This window comes from Aquirufa sp. HETE-40SA (assembly GCF_054558635.1).
Window position 1 is genome coordinate 61,682 of the sequence record NZ_JBPXKN010000004.1, and the last position, 16,248, is coordinate 77,929.

General features: G+C 46.4%; 13 protein-coding genes. 7 read left to right on the top strand and 6 right to left on the bottom strand.

What is annotated here, in order from left to right:
• Window positions 1-65 precede the first annotated feature (65 nt).
• From ACRZ9O_RS10530 to ACRZ9O_RS10555, 6 genes are all read left to right on the top strand, one after another.
• On the top strand, window positions 66-3,074 hold the full coding sequence (locus tag ACRZ9O_RS10530; RefSeq protein ID WP_459458980.1) for an amidohydrolase family protein: 3,009 nt from the start codon (window positions 66-68) through the stop codon (window positions 3,072-3,074).
• Between the two features lie 8 nt (window positions 3,075-3,082).
• Window positions 3,083-4,387, top strand: a complete 1,305-nt coding sequence (locus ACRZ9O_RS10535; protein ID WP_459458982.1) for an amidohydrolase family protein — start codon at window positions 3,083-3,085, stop codon at window positions 4,385-4,387.
• 187 nt (window positions 4,388-4,574) lie between these two features.
• Complete coding sequence (locus ACRZ9O_RS10540; protein ID WP_223129953.1) at window positions 4,575-4,781, top strand: helix-turn-helix transcriptional regulator; 207 nt, start codon at window positions 4,575-4,577, stop codon at window positions 4,779-4,781.
• A gap of 20 nt (window positions 4,782-4,801) precedes the next feature.
• Entirely contained in the window at window positions 4,802-5,323 is a 522-nt protein-coding gene (locus tag ACRZ9O_RS10545) for a hypothetical protein (RefSeq protein ID WP_459458984.1), read from the top strand.
• Between the two features lie 520 nt (window positions 5,324-5,843).
• The gene (gene lptB / locus ACRZ9O_RS10550; RefSeq protein WP_459458986.1) at window positions 5,844-6,578 is read left to right on the top strand and encodes an LPS export ABC transporter ATP-binding protein; all 735 of its coding nucleotides are present in this window, start codon (window positions 5,844-5,846) and stop codon (window positions 6,576-6,578) included.
• Window positions 6,575-7,702 carry a trans-sulfuration enzyme family protein gene (locus ACRZ9O_RS10555; protein WP_459458988.1) on the top strand — a complete coding sequence of 376 codons (1,128 nt, stop codon included), beginning with the start codon at window positions 6,575-6,577 and terminating at the stop codon, window positions 7,700-7,702. Before lptB ends, ACRZ9O_RS10555 begins: the two co-directional genes overlap by 4 nt.
• Here ACRZ9O_RS10555 and ACRZ9O_RS10560 read toward each other — a convergent pair.
• Together ACRZ9O_RS10560 and ACRZ9O_RS10565 are read right to left on the bottom strand one after the other, a co-directional pair.
• Complete coding sequence (locus ACRZ9O_RS10560; protein ID WP_459458990.1) at window positions 7,699-7,965, bottom strand: PEGA domain-containing protein; 267 nt, start codon at window positions 7,963-7,965, stop codon at window positions 7,699-7,701. The genes ACRZ9O_RS10555 and ACRZ9O_RS10560 overlap by 4 nt on opposite strands.
• A gap of 61 nt (window positions 7,966-8,026) precedes the next feature.
• The gene (locus tag ACRZ9O_RS10565; protein ID WP_459458992.1) at window positions 8,027-9,550 is read right to left on the bottom strand and encodes a capsule assembly Wzi family protein; all 1,524 of its coding nucleotides are present in this window, start codon (window positions 9,548-9,550) and stop codon (window positions 8,027-8,029) included.
• 57 nt (window positions 9,551-9,607) lie between these two features.
• On the opposite strand from ACRZ9O_RS10565, the gene ACRZ9O_RS10570 reads away from it, so the two are divergent.
• On the top strand, window positions 9,608-10,996 hold the full coding sequence (locus ACRZ9O_RS10570) for an undecaprenyl-phosphate glucose phosphotransferase (RefSeq protein ID WP_459458994.1): 1,389 nt from the start codon (window positions 9,608-9,610) through the stop codon (window positions 10,994-10,996).
• Here the strand turns inward: ACRZ9O_RS10570 and ACRZ9O_RS10575 are convergent.
• Genes ACRZ9O_RS10575 through ACRZ9O_RS10590 form a run of 4 tightly spaced genes read right to left on the bottom strand, consistent with a single transcriptional unit; the run spans window position 10,993 to window position 16,186 of the window.
• On the bottom strand, window positions 10,993-11,751 hold the full coding sequence (locus tag ACRZ9O_RS10575; protein ID WP_459458996.1) for a WecB/TagA/CpsF family glycosyltransferase: 759 nt from the start codon (window positions 11,749-11,751) through the stop codon (window positions 10,993-10,995). The two genes, ACRZ9O_RS10570 and ACRZ9O_RS10575, sit on opposite strands and share 4 nt — an antisense overlap.
• On the bottom strand, window positions 11,741-13,000 hold the full coding sequence (locus tag ACRZ9O_RS10580) for an O-antigen ligase family protein (RefSeq protein ID WP_459458998.1): 1,260 nt from the start codon (window positions 12,998-13,000) through the stop codon (window positions 11,741-11,743). Before ACRZ9O_RS10580 ends, ACRZ9O_RS10575 begins: the two co-directional genes overlap by 11 nt.
• Window positions 12,987-14,624, bottom strand: a complete 1,638-nt coding sequence (locus ACRZ9O_RS10585; protein WP_459459000.1) for a capsule assembly Wzi family protein — start codon at window positions 14,622-14,624, stop codon at window positions 12,987-12,989. The genes ACRZ9O_RS10580 and ACRZ9O_RS10585 overlap by 14 nt, the downstream gene beginning before the upstream one ends.
• Complete coding sequence (locus tag ACRZ9O_RS10590) at window positions 14,618-16,186, bottom strand: capsule assembly Wzi family protein (RefSeq protein WP_459459002.1); 1,569 nt, start codon at window positions 16,184-16,186, stop codon at window positions 14,618-14,620. Before ACRZ9O_RS10590 ends, ACRZ9O_RS10585 begins: the two co-directional genes overlap by 7 nt.
• Window positions 16,187-16,248: the final 62 nt, after the last annotated feature.

Below are 16,248 nucleotides of genomic sequence, written 5' to 3' on the forward strand. Positions count from 1 at the left end.
TGTGTAGACAAAGATAGGCTAAAGACAAAAAATTTCTATCTTTAATTTCCAACAAAAATCAACGAATGAAAAAATTTCAACCTTTTTGGCTGGGAGCCCTGTTCCTCTTCGTGAGCACGTCTCTCTTTTCTCAAGTCACTTTCCCAATTAATGACGTCGCAAGTCCGTCGAATGGCTATTATGCCTTCACGAACGCAACCATCGTGAAAGATGCAAAAACGACTTTAACCAAGGCTACTTTGGTAATTAAAAACGGTAAGATCGAATCGGTCGGAGCTGTGGCAGTCCCTAAAGACGCGGTGGTGATCGATTGTGGCGGTAAGTACATTTACCCGTCTTTCATTGATCTGTACAGTGATTATGGCATGAACGCTGTGGCAGCTGGCGGTGGTAGTTACCGTTCACCCTCTCAAATGATTTCGAACACAAAAGGCCCTTATTCTTGGAATCAGGCCATTAAATCAGAGGTTTCGCATGCGAAATTATTCGAGGTGAATGATTCGAAGGCGAAGGAATTGCGCAAGTTGGGCTTTGGCACGGTTTTAACGCACCAAATGGACGGGATCTCTCGTGGAACCGGCGTTTTTGTGAGCTTAGCGAAGCAAAGAGAAAACTTGGTGGTCTTGAAAGAAAAGGCATCTGCACATTATTCCTTTAATAAGGGATCGTCGACGCAGGATTATCCGGGCTCTTTGATGGGTTCGATTGCCCTTTTACGTCAAAACTTCTTAGACGCTGCTTGGTACAAATCGAAGCCGGCGAAAGAGGGAACGAATTTATCTTTGGCCTCATTTAATGAAATACAAAGCCTTCCTCAAATCTTTGAGGTAACCGACAAGTGGTCTGCTTTACGTGCAGATAAAATTGGTGATGAGTTTGGCGTTCAATACATTATCAAAGCGAGCGGTAACGAATACCAACGCATCGACGAGATGAAAGCGTCGAATGCGAAATTCATTTTGCCTTTGGACTTCCCGCAAGCGATGGATTTAGAGGATCCGACGGACGCGCGTTTTGTGAACGTGGCGGATATGAAGCACTGGGAATTAGCCCCTACGAACCCGGCGACTTTTGAAAAAGCGGGTCTATCGTTCGCAATCACGGCGAATGGATTAAAAGACGTGAGTAGTTTTATGCCAAATCTCCGCAAGGCGATTCAATACGGTTTGAGCGAGCAAAAGGCGCTTGAGGCGTTGACTTCAACTCCAGCAACGATCTTAGGCGTTTCTGACATGGTCGGAAGTCTGGATGCAGGCAAACTAGCGAACTTCGTGATCACGAATGGTCCCGTTTTCGCGGAAAAAACGACTATCATTGAGAATTGGGTGCAAGGCGATGCGTATCCGATTGCGAAGGAACAATGGAGTTCTTTGGCAGGAAAATATGATTTACAATTAGGCGCGAACAAGGCGACTTTAAGTATCTCTGGCGAGCCAGGAGGGTATAAGGTTCAGATTTTGGCCAAAGACACCACTTCAGTTGACTTCACCCAAAAAGAATCCCTTATCAACTTAAGTTTCTCTTCGAAAGTAGACAAAGGTAAGCGCACACGCTTAACGGGAACATTCGGAGGCGCGAGCTTCGCGGGAACTGGCCAATTAGCGAACGGCGACTGGATTTCGTGGAAAGCAACGGTATCAGCTGCGGCAGATACGGTAACGAAAAAAGCAGGTAAAAAAGAAGATAAATTAGAATTAGGATCCGTTATCTACCCATTTGCGGGATACGGAACACCCAAGCCAGCGACGGCCGAAACGATCTTGATAAAAAACGCGACGGTTTGGACGAATGAAAAATCAGGCGTTTTAAAGGATAGCGATGTGCTTTTAAAGAACGGTAAAATCGCGGCGATCGGCAAAGGATTGAAAGATCCAACGGCGCGCGTGATCGACGGAACGGGCAAACACGTGACGGCGGGTATCATCGACGAGCACTCGCATGTAGCGGGAACCGGCGGCATTAACGAATGTTCGCAATCGGTGACGGCTGAAGTACGTATCCAAGACGTCATCGATCCAGATGATGTGGACATCTACCGTCAATTGAGCGGTGGCGTAACGTCTAGCCACATCTTGCACGGATCTTGTAACACGATCGGTGGCCAAACGCAATTATTGAAGTTCCGTTGGGGAGCTAACGCCGAGGGAATGAAGTTTGCGAACTGGGATCCGTTTATCAAATTCGCATTGGGCGAGAACGTAAAACGCTCTTGGAATACTTCGAATCCGCGTTTCCCAGACACGCGTATGGGGGTGGAGCAGGTGTTGATGGATGCGTTTACTCGTGCGAGAGACTATGAAAAACAAGGTCCTGGCAAGCGTATTGACTTGGAATTAGAGACTTTGGTCGAGATTTTAAACCACAAGCGTTTCATCACGTGCCACTCGTATGTACAGAGCGAGATCAACGCGATGATGAAGGTGGCGGATCATTTTGGATTCACGGTGAACACGTTTACCCACATTTTGGAAGGATATAAAGTAGCTGATATCATGGCCAAACACGGCGCAAATGCATCTACATTCTCCGACTGGTGGGGCTATAAAATCGAGGTGACGGATGCGATCCCACAAAATGCGTACTTGATGCAGAAGACGGGCGTGAACGTAGCGATCAATTCGGATGATGCGGAAATGGCGCGTCGTTTGAATCAAGAAGCTGCGAAATCAGTGAAATACGCAGGTATGTCTGAGGAAGATGCGTTGAAAATGGTGACGTTGAATCCTGCCAAAATGTTACACGTCGCTGACCGCGTCGGTTCCATCAAAGAAGGTAAGGATGCAGACATCGTGGTTTGGTCTGACAATCCTTTATCGATTTATGCTAAATCTGAGCACACCATCGTAGATGGCGCAGTAGTTTTCGATCGCGCGGCAGATTTGATTCGCCAAGCGGAATTGAAAGCAGAAAAACAACGCTTAGTGCAAAAGATGATTGGCGCGAAAAAAGGCGGCGCATCGACTCGTCCAGCAACTCCATCGTACAAGGCGGAGAACGAATGCGAGGAGGATCACCACCACGGAAACAGCATTTGGGACCGTATTTCGAACCGTTGGGCTAACACTGAAAACTAAGATTCAAGATGAAAAAACAGATCATATATACTCTTTTCTTTGCGCTTAGCGGGATCTCTGCATTCGCACAAGAAACTATGCACCCATCCCCTGCCCAAAGCAAGACCATCGTCATCACCGGCGGTACCATCCACGTGGGTAATGGAACCATTATCGAAAACGGCACGCTCGTTCTCGAAAAAGGTAAAATCAAAACCGTTTCAGCCACTCCTGTGACTATCACAGGTGACGTAGAACGCATTGATGCCACCGGCAAGCAAGTCTATCCAGGCTTAATCGCCCCTAACTCGAGCTTAGGTTTAGTGGAATTCGCTTCTACGAAGTCGACCATCGACATCGAGGAATTAGGCGAAATGAACCCGAACATCCGTTCGATCGTAGCCTACAATACCGATTCGAAAATCATCAACACGGTGCGTTCGAATGGTGTTTTATTAGCGCAAATCACCCCACAAGGCGGGATGATCCCTGGTTCTTCTAGCGTCGTGCAATTAGATGCGTGGAACTGGCAAGATGCCGCTTACGCGATGGACAATGGCATTCACTTTAAGATGCCAGCCTTGATCAATCGTCCAGCTGCTTTTCAAAGAAGAGGAGCGAACGCGGATCCAGTGGCGGCTGGTTTGGCGCGCCTCGAAGAGGCGCGGTCCTTTTTTAAGGAAGCAAAAGCATATCTGAACGAGAAGACGCATACAAGCACGAACTTGAAGTTCGAAGATACTAGAGGCTTATTCGACGGAAGCAAGCCCTTTTTCGTGCACTGTGATTTAGTGAAAGAGATGCTGGCGGCGATTAATTTTGCCAAAGAATTCAACTTCAAACTTGTCTTAGTGGGAGCCACAGACAGCTGGATGATTGCGGATATTTTGAAGGAGAATAAAGTAGCGGTGATTTTGGGAGAAATCCACAGCTTACCCGCTGCGGAAGATGATGCCGTAGATCAACCATACAAGACACCAGGAATGCTTCAAAAAGCAGGCGTCTTATTCTCGATGGGCTTCGAAGGCGGAGACGGGAACTGGCGTCAACGCGACCTTCCTTTCCACGCTGGAACCATGTCCGCTTATGGGATGACTAAGGAAGAAGCGCTTTCAGCTATTACGCTGAATGCTGCCAAAATCCTAGGCATCGCTGACCGCACCGGCAGTATCGAAGCAGGCAAAGACGCAAACATCATCATCTCCACAGGTGATGTGTTGGATATGCGTTCAAGCGTATTGACGAATGCCTTTATTCAGGGCCGCGCCTTGGATTTAGACAACAAACATTCTCAACTTTTTGAGCGTTATAAGTACAAGTACAACGTGAAATAAATTGAATTAAAGTTTAGTATAGAAAGTCCTCAAAAGCCGATTTTGTCTTTTGAGGACTTTTTTTATACTCTCTTTGCGCCTCATTATCAGTGTTTTCATAAAGTTCCGTTATATTGTGACTTAAGTTTTGTTTTTGCATTTATTCTCTGAATATTATCAAAAATATCACTGTAACCACTAATAAATTATGAAAACCAAACTAGTCTTTTCGACCGTTTTGATCAAGTCCCGCTTGACATTACGGATGACACAACAGGAAGTTGCTTCCGCCGTAGGAGTTTCCCAAAGCGCCTACAATTATTGGGAATCCGGCAAACATTATCCCAACGCCACCAAAATTTACCTCCTCATCCGAGTCTTGAAGATTCCCATTGAGGATGTGTTCTCCACTTAAAATTTCTTACCTTTGGGGGGATGATTCGCCTCAGCATTTTACTCTTTTTGACATTCATTGCGTGCACCCCCTCCCCGGAGCCGGCCACTCATTTCTATGACTGGAATAAAGAGCTGAATCACCTATCATCTTCCCCCATTTCGGTAAAAAAGACCGTCATCCTGGATGGCACAGCAGAAGTAATCGATTTGGTTCAGGTGGATTTGGCCAAAGAATGGGCCCTCTTCCGCGAAGCCGACCTCAACAAACCCGCCTACGCCCTCAGCTACGAGAATCACAGCGCTCCTGGCCTGATCCTTTACGTGCTGAAAAAAGGCGAAAATCTTCCCGTTCGATCCTTCCAAATCGCTTTAGACTCAGCCGGCAGACCTTCGTCGGTAGATTTTGAGATCTCATCGGAGAATTTGATTTACATTACCTCCAAAAAATTATCCATGCACCTCATCTCCGGTCGCGTGGTTTCCTATACCATTTCAGGTTCACAAGCTTTGCGCTGGTTTTCATCGCCTACTCGCTATTCAGTTAGTGGGGTGGTGTTGTAGCACTTCGTGCAGTCACTAGTCTCTAGTCGGGAGCCGCTGAGCATATTCATTGCTACGCAATCTGGTCGTCACTTCGTGACTTAGTCGACTTCACTGAGATTATAGAGTAGAGTATAGATTTATGCTTCCCTGCTGCCAATATCCAAAACTACCCTGAAATGCCTGAAACGGCATAGTGTTAAAATATCTTTGAGGCACTCAGAGGCGTTTTCAGGTTTTGACACAATCTGTCAATACCTGAAATTCGACTTTTACGCCTGACGATTTATTTCTCCATTAGTCGATTCTGAGCAATCAGAGCAGTTTCGAACAGCAAGTCGATTCTGAACAACCAAGCCCTTTTGAACAGCAAGGCCATTCCGAAAACCAAGCTATTCTGAATAGCCAGGCAATTCTGAACAATCATACCATTCTTAACGTCTAGGCTATTCAGAACAATCAGAGTCTGTTATGCGTTTGTAACTATACACCCATTCAATGAGGAGCGCGAAAACATCGAAATAATTCGTATTTTTAAGGCATGATTTTACGGACAGAGAATTTAGTCAAGAAATACGGCCAGCGATTAGTGAATGATCACATTTCGTACCAGGTGGCGCAAGGGGAGATTGTGGGTTTATTGGGGCCAAATGGTGCGGGTAAAACTACGTCTTTTTACATCGCGACGGGATTAGTAAAGCCGAATGAGGGGAAAGTGTTCTTGGATGATTTGGACGTTACAGACTTACCAATGTATAAGAGGGCAAAGCTTGGAATCGGGTATTTAGCGCAGGAGGCGTCGGTTTTTAGGACGCTGAGTGTGGAGGAAAATATTCAGGCGGTGCTAGAGATGACGGATTTGTCGAAAGCGGCGCAGAAAGAGAAGGTGGAGAGTCTTTTGGAGGAGTTTTCTTTAACGCATGTGCGAAAGAGTTTAGGTCAGGTGCTTTCTGGGGGGGAGAGAAGAAGAACGGAGATTGCGAGGGCGCTGGCGGTGGATCCTAAATTTATTTTGTTGGATGAGCCGTTCGCGGGGGTCGATCCGATCGCGGTGGAGGAGATACAGACGATTGTGTCGAAGTTGAAATACCGGAATATTGGGATTTTGATTACGGATCACAATGTGGATGAGACGCTGTCGATTACGGATAGGGCTTATTTGCTTTTTGAGGGAAAGATTTTGAAGGCGGGGACGCCACGAGAATTAGCGGATGACGAACAAGTTCGTCGTTTGTATTTGGGTAAAAACTTTAAGCTTAGAGAAAATCAGCGATGAAAAAGGAGACGATTGCGGTACATGGGAGTCATTTGAAGGATGAAACGGCGGGGGCGATTGCGGCGCCGGTGTTTTTGACGACGACTTTTGAACGGGCTTTGGATGGAAGCTATCCGAAAGGCCACATGTATTCCCGCAACTCCAACCCAAACCGCACGGCACTTGAAAAAGGCCTGGCTGCCTTAGAGGGGGCGTCGCGAGGCTTCACCTTCGGCTCAGGCCTCGCCGCAGTCAACGCTGTCTTCCAATGCCTGCAATCAGGCGATCACATCCTGATGCCGGAAGTAGGCTATTATGCCTCGTATAAACTGGCAGAAGAAATTTTGGGTCCCTGGGGACTAGAGGTGACGCAAGTGGATATGACAGATTTAGCAGCGGTAGAAAAAGCGGTGCAAAAAAACACAAAATTAATCTGGGCAGAGACACCGGCGAATCCAATGCTCAGCATTACGGATATAAAAGGTCTGTCTGCCATTGCTAAAAAACACGGACTTAAATTAGGGGTGGATAATACGTTGGGGACGCCCGTTCTCCAAAACCCCATCGCTCAAGGCGCGGACATCGTGATGCACGCGACGACGAAGTACATAGGTGGTCACTCGGATATTATGGGTGGAGCGGTGCTCTTGAAAGAGGATGATGAGTGGGCGAAAAGAATTGAAAGAGTGCAGATTTTGATGGGGGCGACGCCTAATCCGTTGGACTGTTATTTATTAGCGAGGGGTTTAAAGACATTGCCTTTGAGAATGCGCGAGCATAGTGCGAATGCGTTGGAACTGGCGAAGCGTTTGGAAAAACACCCCAAAGTAGAAAAAGTACATTACCCTGGCCTGGAATCTCATCCACAGCACGCTTTAGCAAAGGCCCAAATGCCTCAAGGCTTTAGTGGAATGATTGCTTTGCAAGTCAAAACGGGGGAAACAGAAACAAGGGAGATGGCGGGTAAACTGCAAATATTCCAACAAGCGACGAGCTTAGGTGGCGTAGAATCATTGGTGGAACACCGCAAGTCCATTGAAGGACCGCAGAGTACGACGCCAGGAAACTTGTTACGTTTCTCGATCGGACTTGAACACGTGGATGATTTGTGGGCGGAATTAGAACAAGCCTTGAATACGATTTAGAGATCCTTCTCTAATTTCACCTCAACTTCTTTATCGATTCCTTTCAATTCGATACGTTGGCACTTGTAGCCAGACTTCGAAAGGGAGATAAAATTGTATTGCTTTTCGTCAATCTTAATTTCGATGGGCGTTTTCCCCACGAAGTAACCGTTTAATATAACTTCCGCGCCCGCAGGATCCGATTTAACAGAAATAGTCTTCGTAGCAGGAGCAACGAAAGAACTTAAGGCACTGATTAGCAATACAATAAGAATATTTTTCATATAGATCCTGAACACGATTCGACAAATCTACCGAAAAATAAACGAAATTGTATCCTGAAGGCTAAAAATATCTAGTAGCTGATAAATACAATTGTGTATTTAGCACATTTTTGTCGAGCACCCATTCGTAGTTGCGCATCCAGGCGAAATTCAACTTGCCTGTAAGGGAAAAAGAGCCAAGATGTTTTTGGTAATATCCACCCCACATGAGGTCGACCCATTTGGAATCGTAGTTCTTGAATGCGTCGTAAAAATAGTCCATGTTGTGCGCATAACGCTCGATGCTGAAGCCTGCGATGGAGGAAGGGCGAACGAAGGCGAGGTCGAAGGTTTGGAGGTTTGATCCGGGACCTATGCCCGCGCCTAATACTTGACCTTCATTCGTATAGCCATGGCGCACAAAATCGTGGCGGTACCAGGGACCGTTATTGCGAACGAGGCGATCGGCGGTCATTTCCATGGTGGTGTTTTCGATAGCAAGGCGAATGTAACGGCCTGGAGATTGTTTGAACACCTTACGCATTCCTAAAATATAGGCACGAGAATGTTCCATGGACGTCAACCAATCCCAGAAACTATTCTTGTAATCATTGTAGCCTAGTTCCCCGTAGACCTCGACATTCGAAGCTGGAAAAACCCAGCGCAGGTTAAAGGAAGCTAACTGATCTCTTCGTTTCGCGTCTTCAAAGGGTAGGTTCTTTTTTTCAAAGGGAAGCAAGAACGGGAACACATCTGAAAAACCCGATCCCATTTCAGACGTATATAGGTGGAATGCGCGAGAGAAACCGAGGAATAGTCCGGGCACCCAGCGTAGTTGGTAGTTCAGGGTGATGGCTGAAATGTAGCGGGCATCCGTGGATTTTGGCTCTAAATAATTGATGCCATTAACAATATAGTCGGATGCCAAAGGCTGTACATCAGAACCTTCCAAGCGACCGCCAATGAGCTGGAATTCGAAAGAGCCCAGGAAGGTTTTCAAAGGTTTCACGCTATTGAATGTCCCGTGCAAGAAGCCTGGAGCATTGTTTGATAGGATGAGTGAGTTGCGGAAACCCGGACCCCACCAAAGGTTTTCGGTGGAGATTCCGACAGAAACAGAACGGGAAGAGAGGCGGAGGGCGCTTTGGCCCAGGCGAAAACGGGAATAAGAAGAGGTACCAAAACGTTCCGGGATGTCTGTACTATTCCACAAGACTAGCATGGGGGCACGCAGGGGGCCTTGAAGGGAAAAGGTTTCGAAGTCGCGGTTCTCTGCGTACACGAATTCCGGCATGAGCTGGAGACTGAGGGCTTTGTATTTGGCAAAAAAACCTGCCGTTACATACGTTTGCAAGCCTCTCGCCGGGATCATCGCGCCGTCATTCCAGCCCATGGGAGCGAAGGTATTCAACGAGGTCAGGACAGAGGCGGGCAGCAGACCGGTCGCAGTCGAATCGGAAACGGGCCTGATAGTAAACGAATTATGAGCCCCAGAAATCAATTGCTGATTCCGGAAACGCTCTTCAGAAAAATCCGGCCGACCCACGGGAATGGTCTGTGCATAGATTTGTGCTGTCAGAAAGAAAAAAAAGATCCTTTTAAGCATGGACAAATTTAGGGAGAAATGCGCGCAATGTTGTAAATTTGAGCAATAAAGATTTCAATGAACAAAAAGTCCAACCGGTTTGTGCTGATTCGCTACGTAAACGATGCCCTGGTGGTGATCGCGGCGTATGCGCTTGGACTTTGGAATACCGGTCATCTGGATCAGTGGAATCCCGCTTTTGCGGTGCTTTCGCTCGTATTGTGGTATTTCGTTTCCTCTTTTTCGAAATTGTATGCGGATAGACGCTCGAATAAATTCGCGGAGGAGATCATTTTCATCGTTTACCATCTGATTTTATTTACGATTTTACTCAGTTCGAGTCTCTTCTTTTTGAAGCCGACCGGGGCCTATGATTTCGTCTTTTTTGCCTACTTTATTGGGGCTAATTTCGTCCTAGCCGCCGTAACGAAGTACATTTTACGGAAGAATCGCCACGCCGCCTTTTACCAAGGACGGATGAATGACGTGGTTTTATTAGTGGGTGCGACGGCCGCGGCGAAGAATTTTTACGATACGGTACAGAAGTATTATTACTACGGTTATAAGGTGGAGGGTTTGATTGACGATGAACTGAACAATATTCCGGGGTGTGATTATTTAGGCAAAATCAGCCAGCTGGACTTGATTTTGAAGTCACGCTATGTGGACGAAGTGGTGATTGCCTTGCCTACGGAGGATTATTCGACCATTCAGCACTGCATTACCATTTGTGATTATTACCGGATCAAAGTCCGTATTTTGCCTGACTTCAAACAATATGCTGCCTCCTCGGTCAGCATTCAGACAATCGGACAAGTGCCCGTAATGAACGTGGGACGTCTTCCGCTGGATCGTTTAGAGAACCGGATTTTGAAGCGCATTTTTGATGTGACGTTCTCGCTAGTGTTCTTCCTGACTTTTGGCCTACTACTTTTCCCGCTGATCGCTCTGTTGATTAAGTTGACGTCCAAAGGGCCTGTTATCTTCAAACAAGAGCGTTGGGGCCTCAATAATGAGACCTTGATGTGCTATAAATTCCGCACGATGGTGCAGGAAAGTGAGGATGTGGATGAGGAAGGACATTACCTGCAGGCGCAAATAGATGATCCGCGGATTACGCGTATTGGGGCGTTCTTGCGCAAGAGGAATTTGGATGAGATTCCGCAGTTTTGGAACGTATTAATGGGTGATATGTCCGTGGTAGGACCGCGTCCGCACCCGACGCCTTTGAATATCGAGTCGATGAATACGGTCGATAATTACATGTTGCGCCACATCGTTTTGCCGGGAATTAGTGGCTGGGCGCAGGTAAATGGATGTAGAGGGGAAACGCGGACGACGGAAGATATGCAGGAACGCGTGGACTTCGATTTGAGTTATATTCACCGCTGGTCGTTTTGGTTAGATTGCCAAATCATCCTCCAGACCGTCATTAACTTCTTCAGAGGCGACCAGAACGCGTACTAAGTTCGCTTACTAAACTTTTGTTGTATGATGAGCGGAATGAACACCGGTGCCTCCACAAAATAGCGCCTAAACATCCGCTTAGGCTCCTGCAAGAATCGGTAGAACCATTCCAAACCGCTCTTTTGCATCCATAGCGGCGCGCGTTGAATCATTCCCGCAGCCACCTCGAAGGCTCCTCCGATTCCGATGGCTACGTGTGTATCTAATTCCCCGAGATTTTCTGCAATCCAAATATCTTGCTTAGGCGCTGTCAAACTCACCAATAAAATATCAGGTTTGACTGCATTAATTGCCTCGATCATCGCTTCGTTTTCTTCCTTCGAAAACACCACTCTGAACGGCGGCACGAAGGTTCCCACGATCTTCACCCCAGGATGCTTCGTCTCCATCACTTTTTTTAGTGTTTCAGCCACTCCGGGAGAGGCGCCTAATAAAAAGATGGAGAAATCGTTCCGTGAGGCAAAAGGAAATATCCGCGGCAACACATCCAAGCCCGTAATGCGTTCTTTAATAGGATCCCCAAGGAAGTCTGAGGCCCATTTCACGGGAACGCCGTCGCAAAGAACGTAATCCGCGTGCTGGTAAATCTCTTGAACGCGCGCTGTCGCGCGCGCAGCCAATATCGAATTAACAGGCGTGATACACACCTGCGCCTTTTTCCCTTCTTTGATCACAGTCTCCCAATCGCTGAACAATTCATCCATCGTCAGCGAAGAAACGGGGGTACCTAGAATATTGACTTTATTATGCTTCATTCGGTGCGGCATCTGGTTCCGGGAAAAAATCCTCTAAAAAATACAAGCCCACCCAGGTCCAGAAAGGAAATGCTCCCATGGGACCCTCTAAAAATACGTCGAAGCTACCGTTCAGCCAAAACGTGAACAGCACGCAAGAAATCATCAGCTGTTGGTCATTCAGTTGCCTTTTGAACATCGGCTTGAACAGGCAAACGAGCCAATAGCACCAAAGTAAGAACAGCGGCCAGCCGAAACGCGCTAAAATCGTCAAATTGAAATTATGCGGCGAACGCAAATCATCGATTTCGGTGACCACCTCATCACTTTCCGCCAAACTCATCCCTAGCCCTTTCCCTTGCGCCGCATATTCCGGCGTCACGCTATAATCGATAATGTTCGCCCACCAAACCAAGCGCCAAAACTTATTTTCATCCAGCGTAGCATCTTTACTCACCCCAAAAATCGACCCCACATTCTCCACTAATTGCTCCATCCCCACCTTACGCCCTTGGAAGTTTTCTTTTACTTTAATAGACGCATACAGCGGCAACACAATCAACAAAACGATAGGCAAATAACGCACATATTGCTTAATCAAATCCCGCATCTCCTGGCGTTTCGTGTACACCACAAAAAGCCCCAATCCGATCAAATAAGCTAACATCCCCGAACGTGAATAAGCCGTGATGATCAATAAATTCATCAGAATCGCCACCGCCAACGTGATCTGAAAACGAACCGATCGCTGGTTCAAATAGAGCATCAAGACCAAAGAGGAAATCAACAAATGTACCCCCATATCGCCGTATTTATAAAGAGCAAAGGGAACAGATCCGAAGAGGATGAAGTTCTCGAAGAATTCGGAGAAGTTTTGAAAATAGAAATTCAACAGGGCAAAAAACGGGAACCAGGTATAGATCCAGATAATGTATCCCCACAATTGCGCGCGCAAATCCTTGAACAGAAACACGAAGAACGCAAACCAGGCATATTGAATCACGAAAGAGTCGCGAATCACATCAAAAAGCGCATAAGAACGCAATCCCCAGCCGATATAGCCCACCGTAATCGCTAGCAAAAAGGCCAAGATCTTTGTCCGCTTATCCCAGCCAAACGCATAGTCCTTGCGCGTTAAAAACAACACGATAAATCCACCAGCCCACAAAGCCTCCGCCAAAAAACTATACGCAATCCCTTTGTTAAAGAATACATAGAGTGCCATCACAAAGAAATAGGCCTGCAAATAGCCCTTTTTAACGACGTCCATTGATTTCGTATTTAAGCGAAACCTGCCACTGCTGGTTCGTATAATCTGACTTCGTAGACGAATCTGACCAGTCCGCGATTCCGTCCTCGATGCGCACCCACATGTAATTGTTCACCGAAGTCTGAAGATACGAGGCTCCTAATAAAAGGTTCTTAGTAAGGCCGATTTGCGCCTCCACACCTGTCATCAAATTCACCCAATAGCGATTCTCGTAACCACTTCCGTAATATTGGTACACATAGAAATCGTTATTTTTCGCTACTCGTTCTGCATGCAGACGAATCAAACTACGGCCTCGGTGGAAGCTCAAGTGAATCGTTTGGCTATTCGAACCCGGACCGATTGACGCTCCCAATACTTTCGCATTGTGGGTATATCCCTGGCGCATTTGCGTGCTCGTGTACCAACTATTGCGTAGCGGTTCGCCACCCGGCTGCGTATTGTCGATCACTAAACCCGGATCCATCAGCTGTAATTGCGTAAATTCAATGCCTAGCTGTAAGTACGATTTCTTCTTTTTGCCCAAAGGAAATAACTTCCGACCTCCTAGCACAAAACCAATCTTCGTAGAGTCACCAAAGAAACTGGCTGGTCCCACCACCTTATCCGGCTGACCTAGTTCCGCATAGAACTCCGCGTGATCTTTAGGAAGCGCAAAGCGAAGCAAGAAGGCACCTAATTGCATTTTGGGATTCTCCACAAATGGCTTCCCTGGCTGAGGATCCTCGTTTGTGAAGTAATTCTGTTGTGCAAACGAATAACCTAAATAGAAATTAGGCACCCATTTAGGTTGCCAGTTCACCACAAAGGCCTTTAACATGCGCAAAGAACTATTTTTGCGCTCTATTCCGCCCGCCCATATCGGTCTAAAATTCTTGTCTTCCGGAGATAGCAGATCCGTATTCTCTAGCATCCCGATGATCCCTTTTCCCTCAAAAGAACCGATGGGAGTGATGACCGGCTTTCTGTTTTGGACGAAATAATGTAAAAATCCGGACGCCTCATTCGTAAGTACCAAACTGTTTCTAAATCCCGGACCCCACCAATTATTCTCTGTCGAAACCCCGGTCGCTACATTACCTACATGTAATGCTACGCGCGATTGACCCGGGAAAAAATACTTTAATGGCTCCGTACCGAAATGACTATATTGATCGATGTTATTGTTAATCAAAAAGAACACACGCGTCCAATAATTCCCATCTTGTGGACTTCCCGCAAATGGAATTGTAGGCGAATTCTCCGCCTGTACCCATTCCGGTTGAAGATTCACATCTAAGAATTTCCATGTAAAATGAACCCCCACACTCCAGCGACGCTGAAAACCCACCGATGGATACATGTTGCCCTCATTAAATCCGAAAGGCATCAAATTGTTATTTTGAGACGTATGTCGAAGCGAAATTCCTTGTAATTTAAACTTGTCACTTGAGGCATCCTCTAACTCTTGCAGACGAAACGTTGAGCGAATCATAAAGGATTGGTTCTCATATTTCGATGAATCCTTCCCATTCAATAATTGCGCATTACGCTGCAGATCTTGCAGACTGATATCATCCAGTAAAGTCGTCTGAGCGAAGACCGAGCAAGAAAGCAATAAGAGGCCTAGAACGTACTTTACCATAAGAAAATCGTATTAATGAAGGCATAGACATTCGATTTCGAATGATCCTTTTCCCATAAATAATTGCTGGAATTAACCCATTTCACATCCGCGGTAAATAAGAGCTTTTTGTAGCGATATCCGCCTTGCAAACCGTAGGCGTAATCATCCCATTTCACACTTCGGGTATAAACTGCTGTTCCGCCAGCCGTCGTCGTAGGTCGATTGGCCACGTGTTGAAAGGTGAATCCCAGCTTCGTCCAACCCTGGTTCCAGCTGACCGCAATGGATTGTGCATCATTACCGTGCCCCACTCCATTGGCGATGATCTGGTTGTTGTTTGAGAAGCTTTCTTTTACTTGACTATGTTCATACCAGTTTCCCGCCCCACGCATTAAATAGGATGGCGTTTCTGACATCTTTGTGGCTTCTGCCTGTAACGAGATAAAGCTACGTGCATTTAAAGGGTGCAATTTCTTAAATCCGACTACCCAGGCCGCCGAATGGGACATGTCGAGCATTAAATCACGCAGGTTTTGTTTCGCATCGTTGTAACCAAATTCAGCGTAGACTTCCGCGTGATTCTTCGGCATTAGCCAGCGAGTGGAAATACTCAAAATCTGATCTTTGCCCAGCGTATCGTCGTTATAATCGCTCTTAAATAAGTTATTTAAGACCGGCAAATAGGTGTTCATGAATTTCGCGTTAGGCAGTGGCACCTCGTAGTTTTGAAAAGCACGAGAAACGGAGAAGAACACGTTCTTCATAAACCGCGGCTGGTAGGTCAGGATAATCCCATTGTATTGGCGATTCTTCGGATTAAAGGATAAATCGCGTTTCTTTAAGGCATTATTCTCAAAGCCTTGCAGGGAATCCCGAGTCATCCGGCCTAAAATCAATTGAAATTCAAAAGATCCGATGGGTGTTTTCAAAGGACGCGTCGTATTTAAGCTGTAATGCTGAAATCCTGCTGCATTATTCGTCATCAGTAGCGATGAATAATGTCCAGGCCCCCACCAAAGGTTTTGGTTCGATACCCCCAACGATATTCCACCCGCCTCTAAACGTACCGAAGATTGTCCTAAGCTAAAACGATCTAAAGAAGGATTAACTTCCCCCCAAGCGTCAGTGGTTTCGTAATCTGCCGAACCCGTATGTATAAATTCAGGTTTGAACTGTACGTGCAAAATGCTAAATCGTGCATAAAAACCAGCACTGGCCTGCATTTGATAACCATTCGAGATAGACATCGCCTGATCGTTCCAACCATAAGGACGAGAGGTATTCAGCTTTTGAGAAAAAGATGCGGGCAATAAAATGGCTTGAAATAGGCCTTTTTTATAGCTCTTAATGGAGTCGTTTGCCGTGGGATCAATTAAATGATATAAGTCTTGCATGCTTTGTTTTCCCGTAGAATAAAAGGGCCTGGCCAGCATGGACTGATTCGCGTCTATTTTACCTAATAGTTGCAGATTGCGAACTTGCTCATCGATGTCGGAGAATCCGACGGGGATGGCGTTTTGGGCCCATATTGGAGTCCCAAACAAACACAAAACAAAACAAAGTGACAGCAAAAACTTCATAAACAAAGTTAGGAATAATCCGGTGCTGAACAAAAGGGGGGGGGGAAGACTAAAAAATTAAA

What these genes read in the sequence shown, in the direction of transcription:
- ACRZ9O_RS10530 (WP_459458980.1), top strand. Translation starts at nt 66, where the DNA reads ATGAAAAAATTTCAACCTTTTTGGCTGGGAGCCCTGTTCCTCTTCGTG.
- ACRZ9O_RS10535 (WP_459458982.1), top strand. Translation starts at nt 3,083, where the DNA reads ATGAAAAAACAGATCATATATACTCTTTTCTTTGCGCTTAGCGGGATC.
- ACRZ9O_RS10540 (WP_223129953.1), top strand. Translation starts at nt 4,575, where the DNA reads ATGAAAACCAAACTAGTCTTTTCGACCGTTTTGATCAAGTCCCGCTTG.
- ACRZ9O_RS10545 (WP_459458984.1), top strand. Translation starts at nt 4,802, where the DNA reads ATGATTCGCCTCAGCATTTTACTCTTTTTGACATTCATTGCGTGCACC.
- lptB (WP_459458986.1), top strand. Translation starts at nt 5,844, where the DNA reads ATGATTTTACGGACAGAGAATTTAGTCAAGAAATACGGCCAGCGATTA.
- ACRZ9O_RS10555 (WP_459458988.1), top strand. Translation starts at nt 6,575, where the DNA reads ATGAAAAAGGAGACGATTGCGGTACATGGGAGTCATTTGAAGGATGAA.
- ACRZ9O_RS10560 (WP_459458990.1), bottom strand. Translation starts at nt 7,965, where the DNA reads ATGAAAAATATTCTTATTGTATTGCTAATCAGTGCCTTAAGTTCTTTC.
- ACRZ9O_RS10565 (WP_459458992.1), bottom strand. Translation starts at nt 9,550, where the DNA reads ATGCTTAAAAGGATCTTTTTTTTCTTTCTGACAGCACAAATCTATGCA.
- ACRZ9O_RS10570 (WP_459458994.1), top strand. Translation starts at nt 9,608, where the DNA reads ATGAACAAAAAGTCCAACCGGTTTGTGCTGATTCGCTACGTAAACGAT.
- ACRZ9O_RS10575 (WP_459458996.1), bottom strand. Translation starts at nt 11,751, where the DNA reads ATGAAGCATAATAAAGTCAATATTCTAGGTACCCCCGTTTCTTCGCTG.
- ACRZ9O_RS10580 (WP_459458998.1), bottom strand. Translation starts at nt 13,000, where the DNA reads ATGGACGTCGTTAAAAAGGGCTATTTGCAGGCCTATTTCTTTGTGATG.
- ACRZ9O_RS10585 (WP_459459000.1), bottom strand. Translation starts at nt 14,624, where the DNA reads ATGGTAAAGTACGTTCTAGGCCTCTTATTGCTTTCTTGCTCGGTCTTC.
- ACRZ9O_RS10590 (WP_459459002.1), bottom strand. Translation starts at nt 16,186, where the DNA reads ATGAAGTTTTTGCTGTCACTTTGTTTTGTTTTGTGTTTGTTTGGGACT.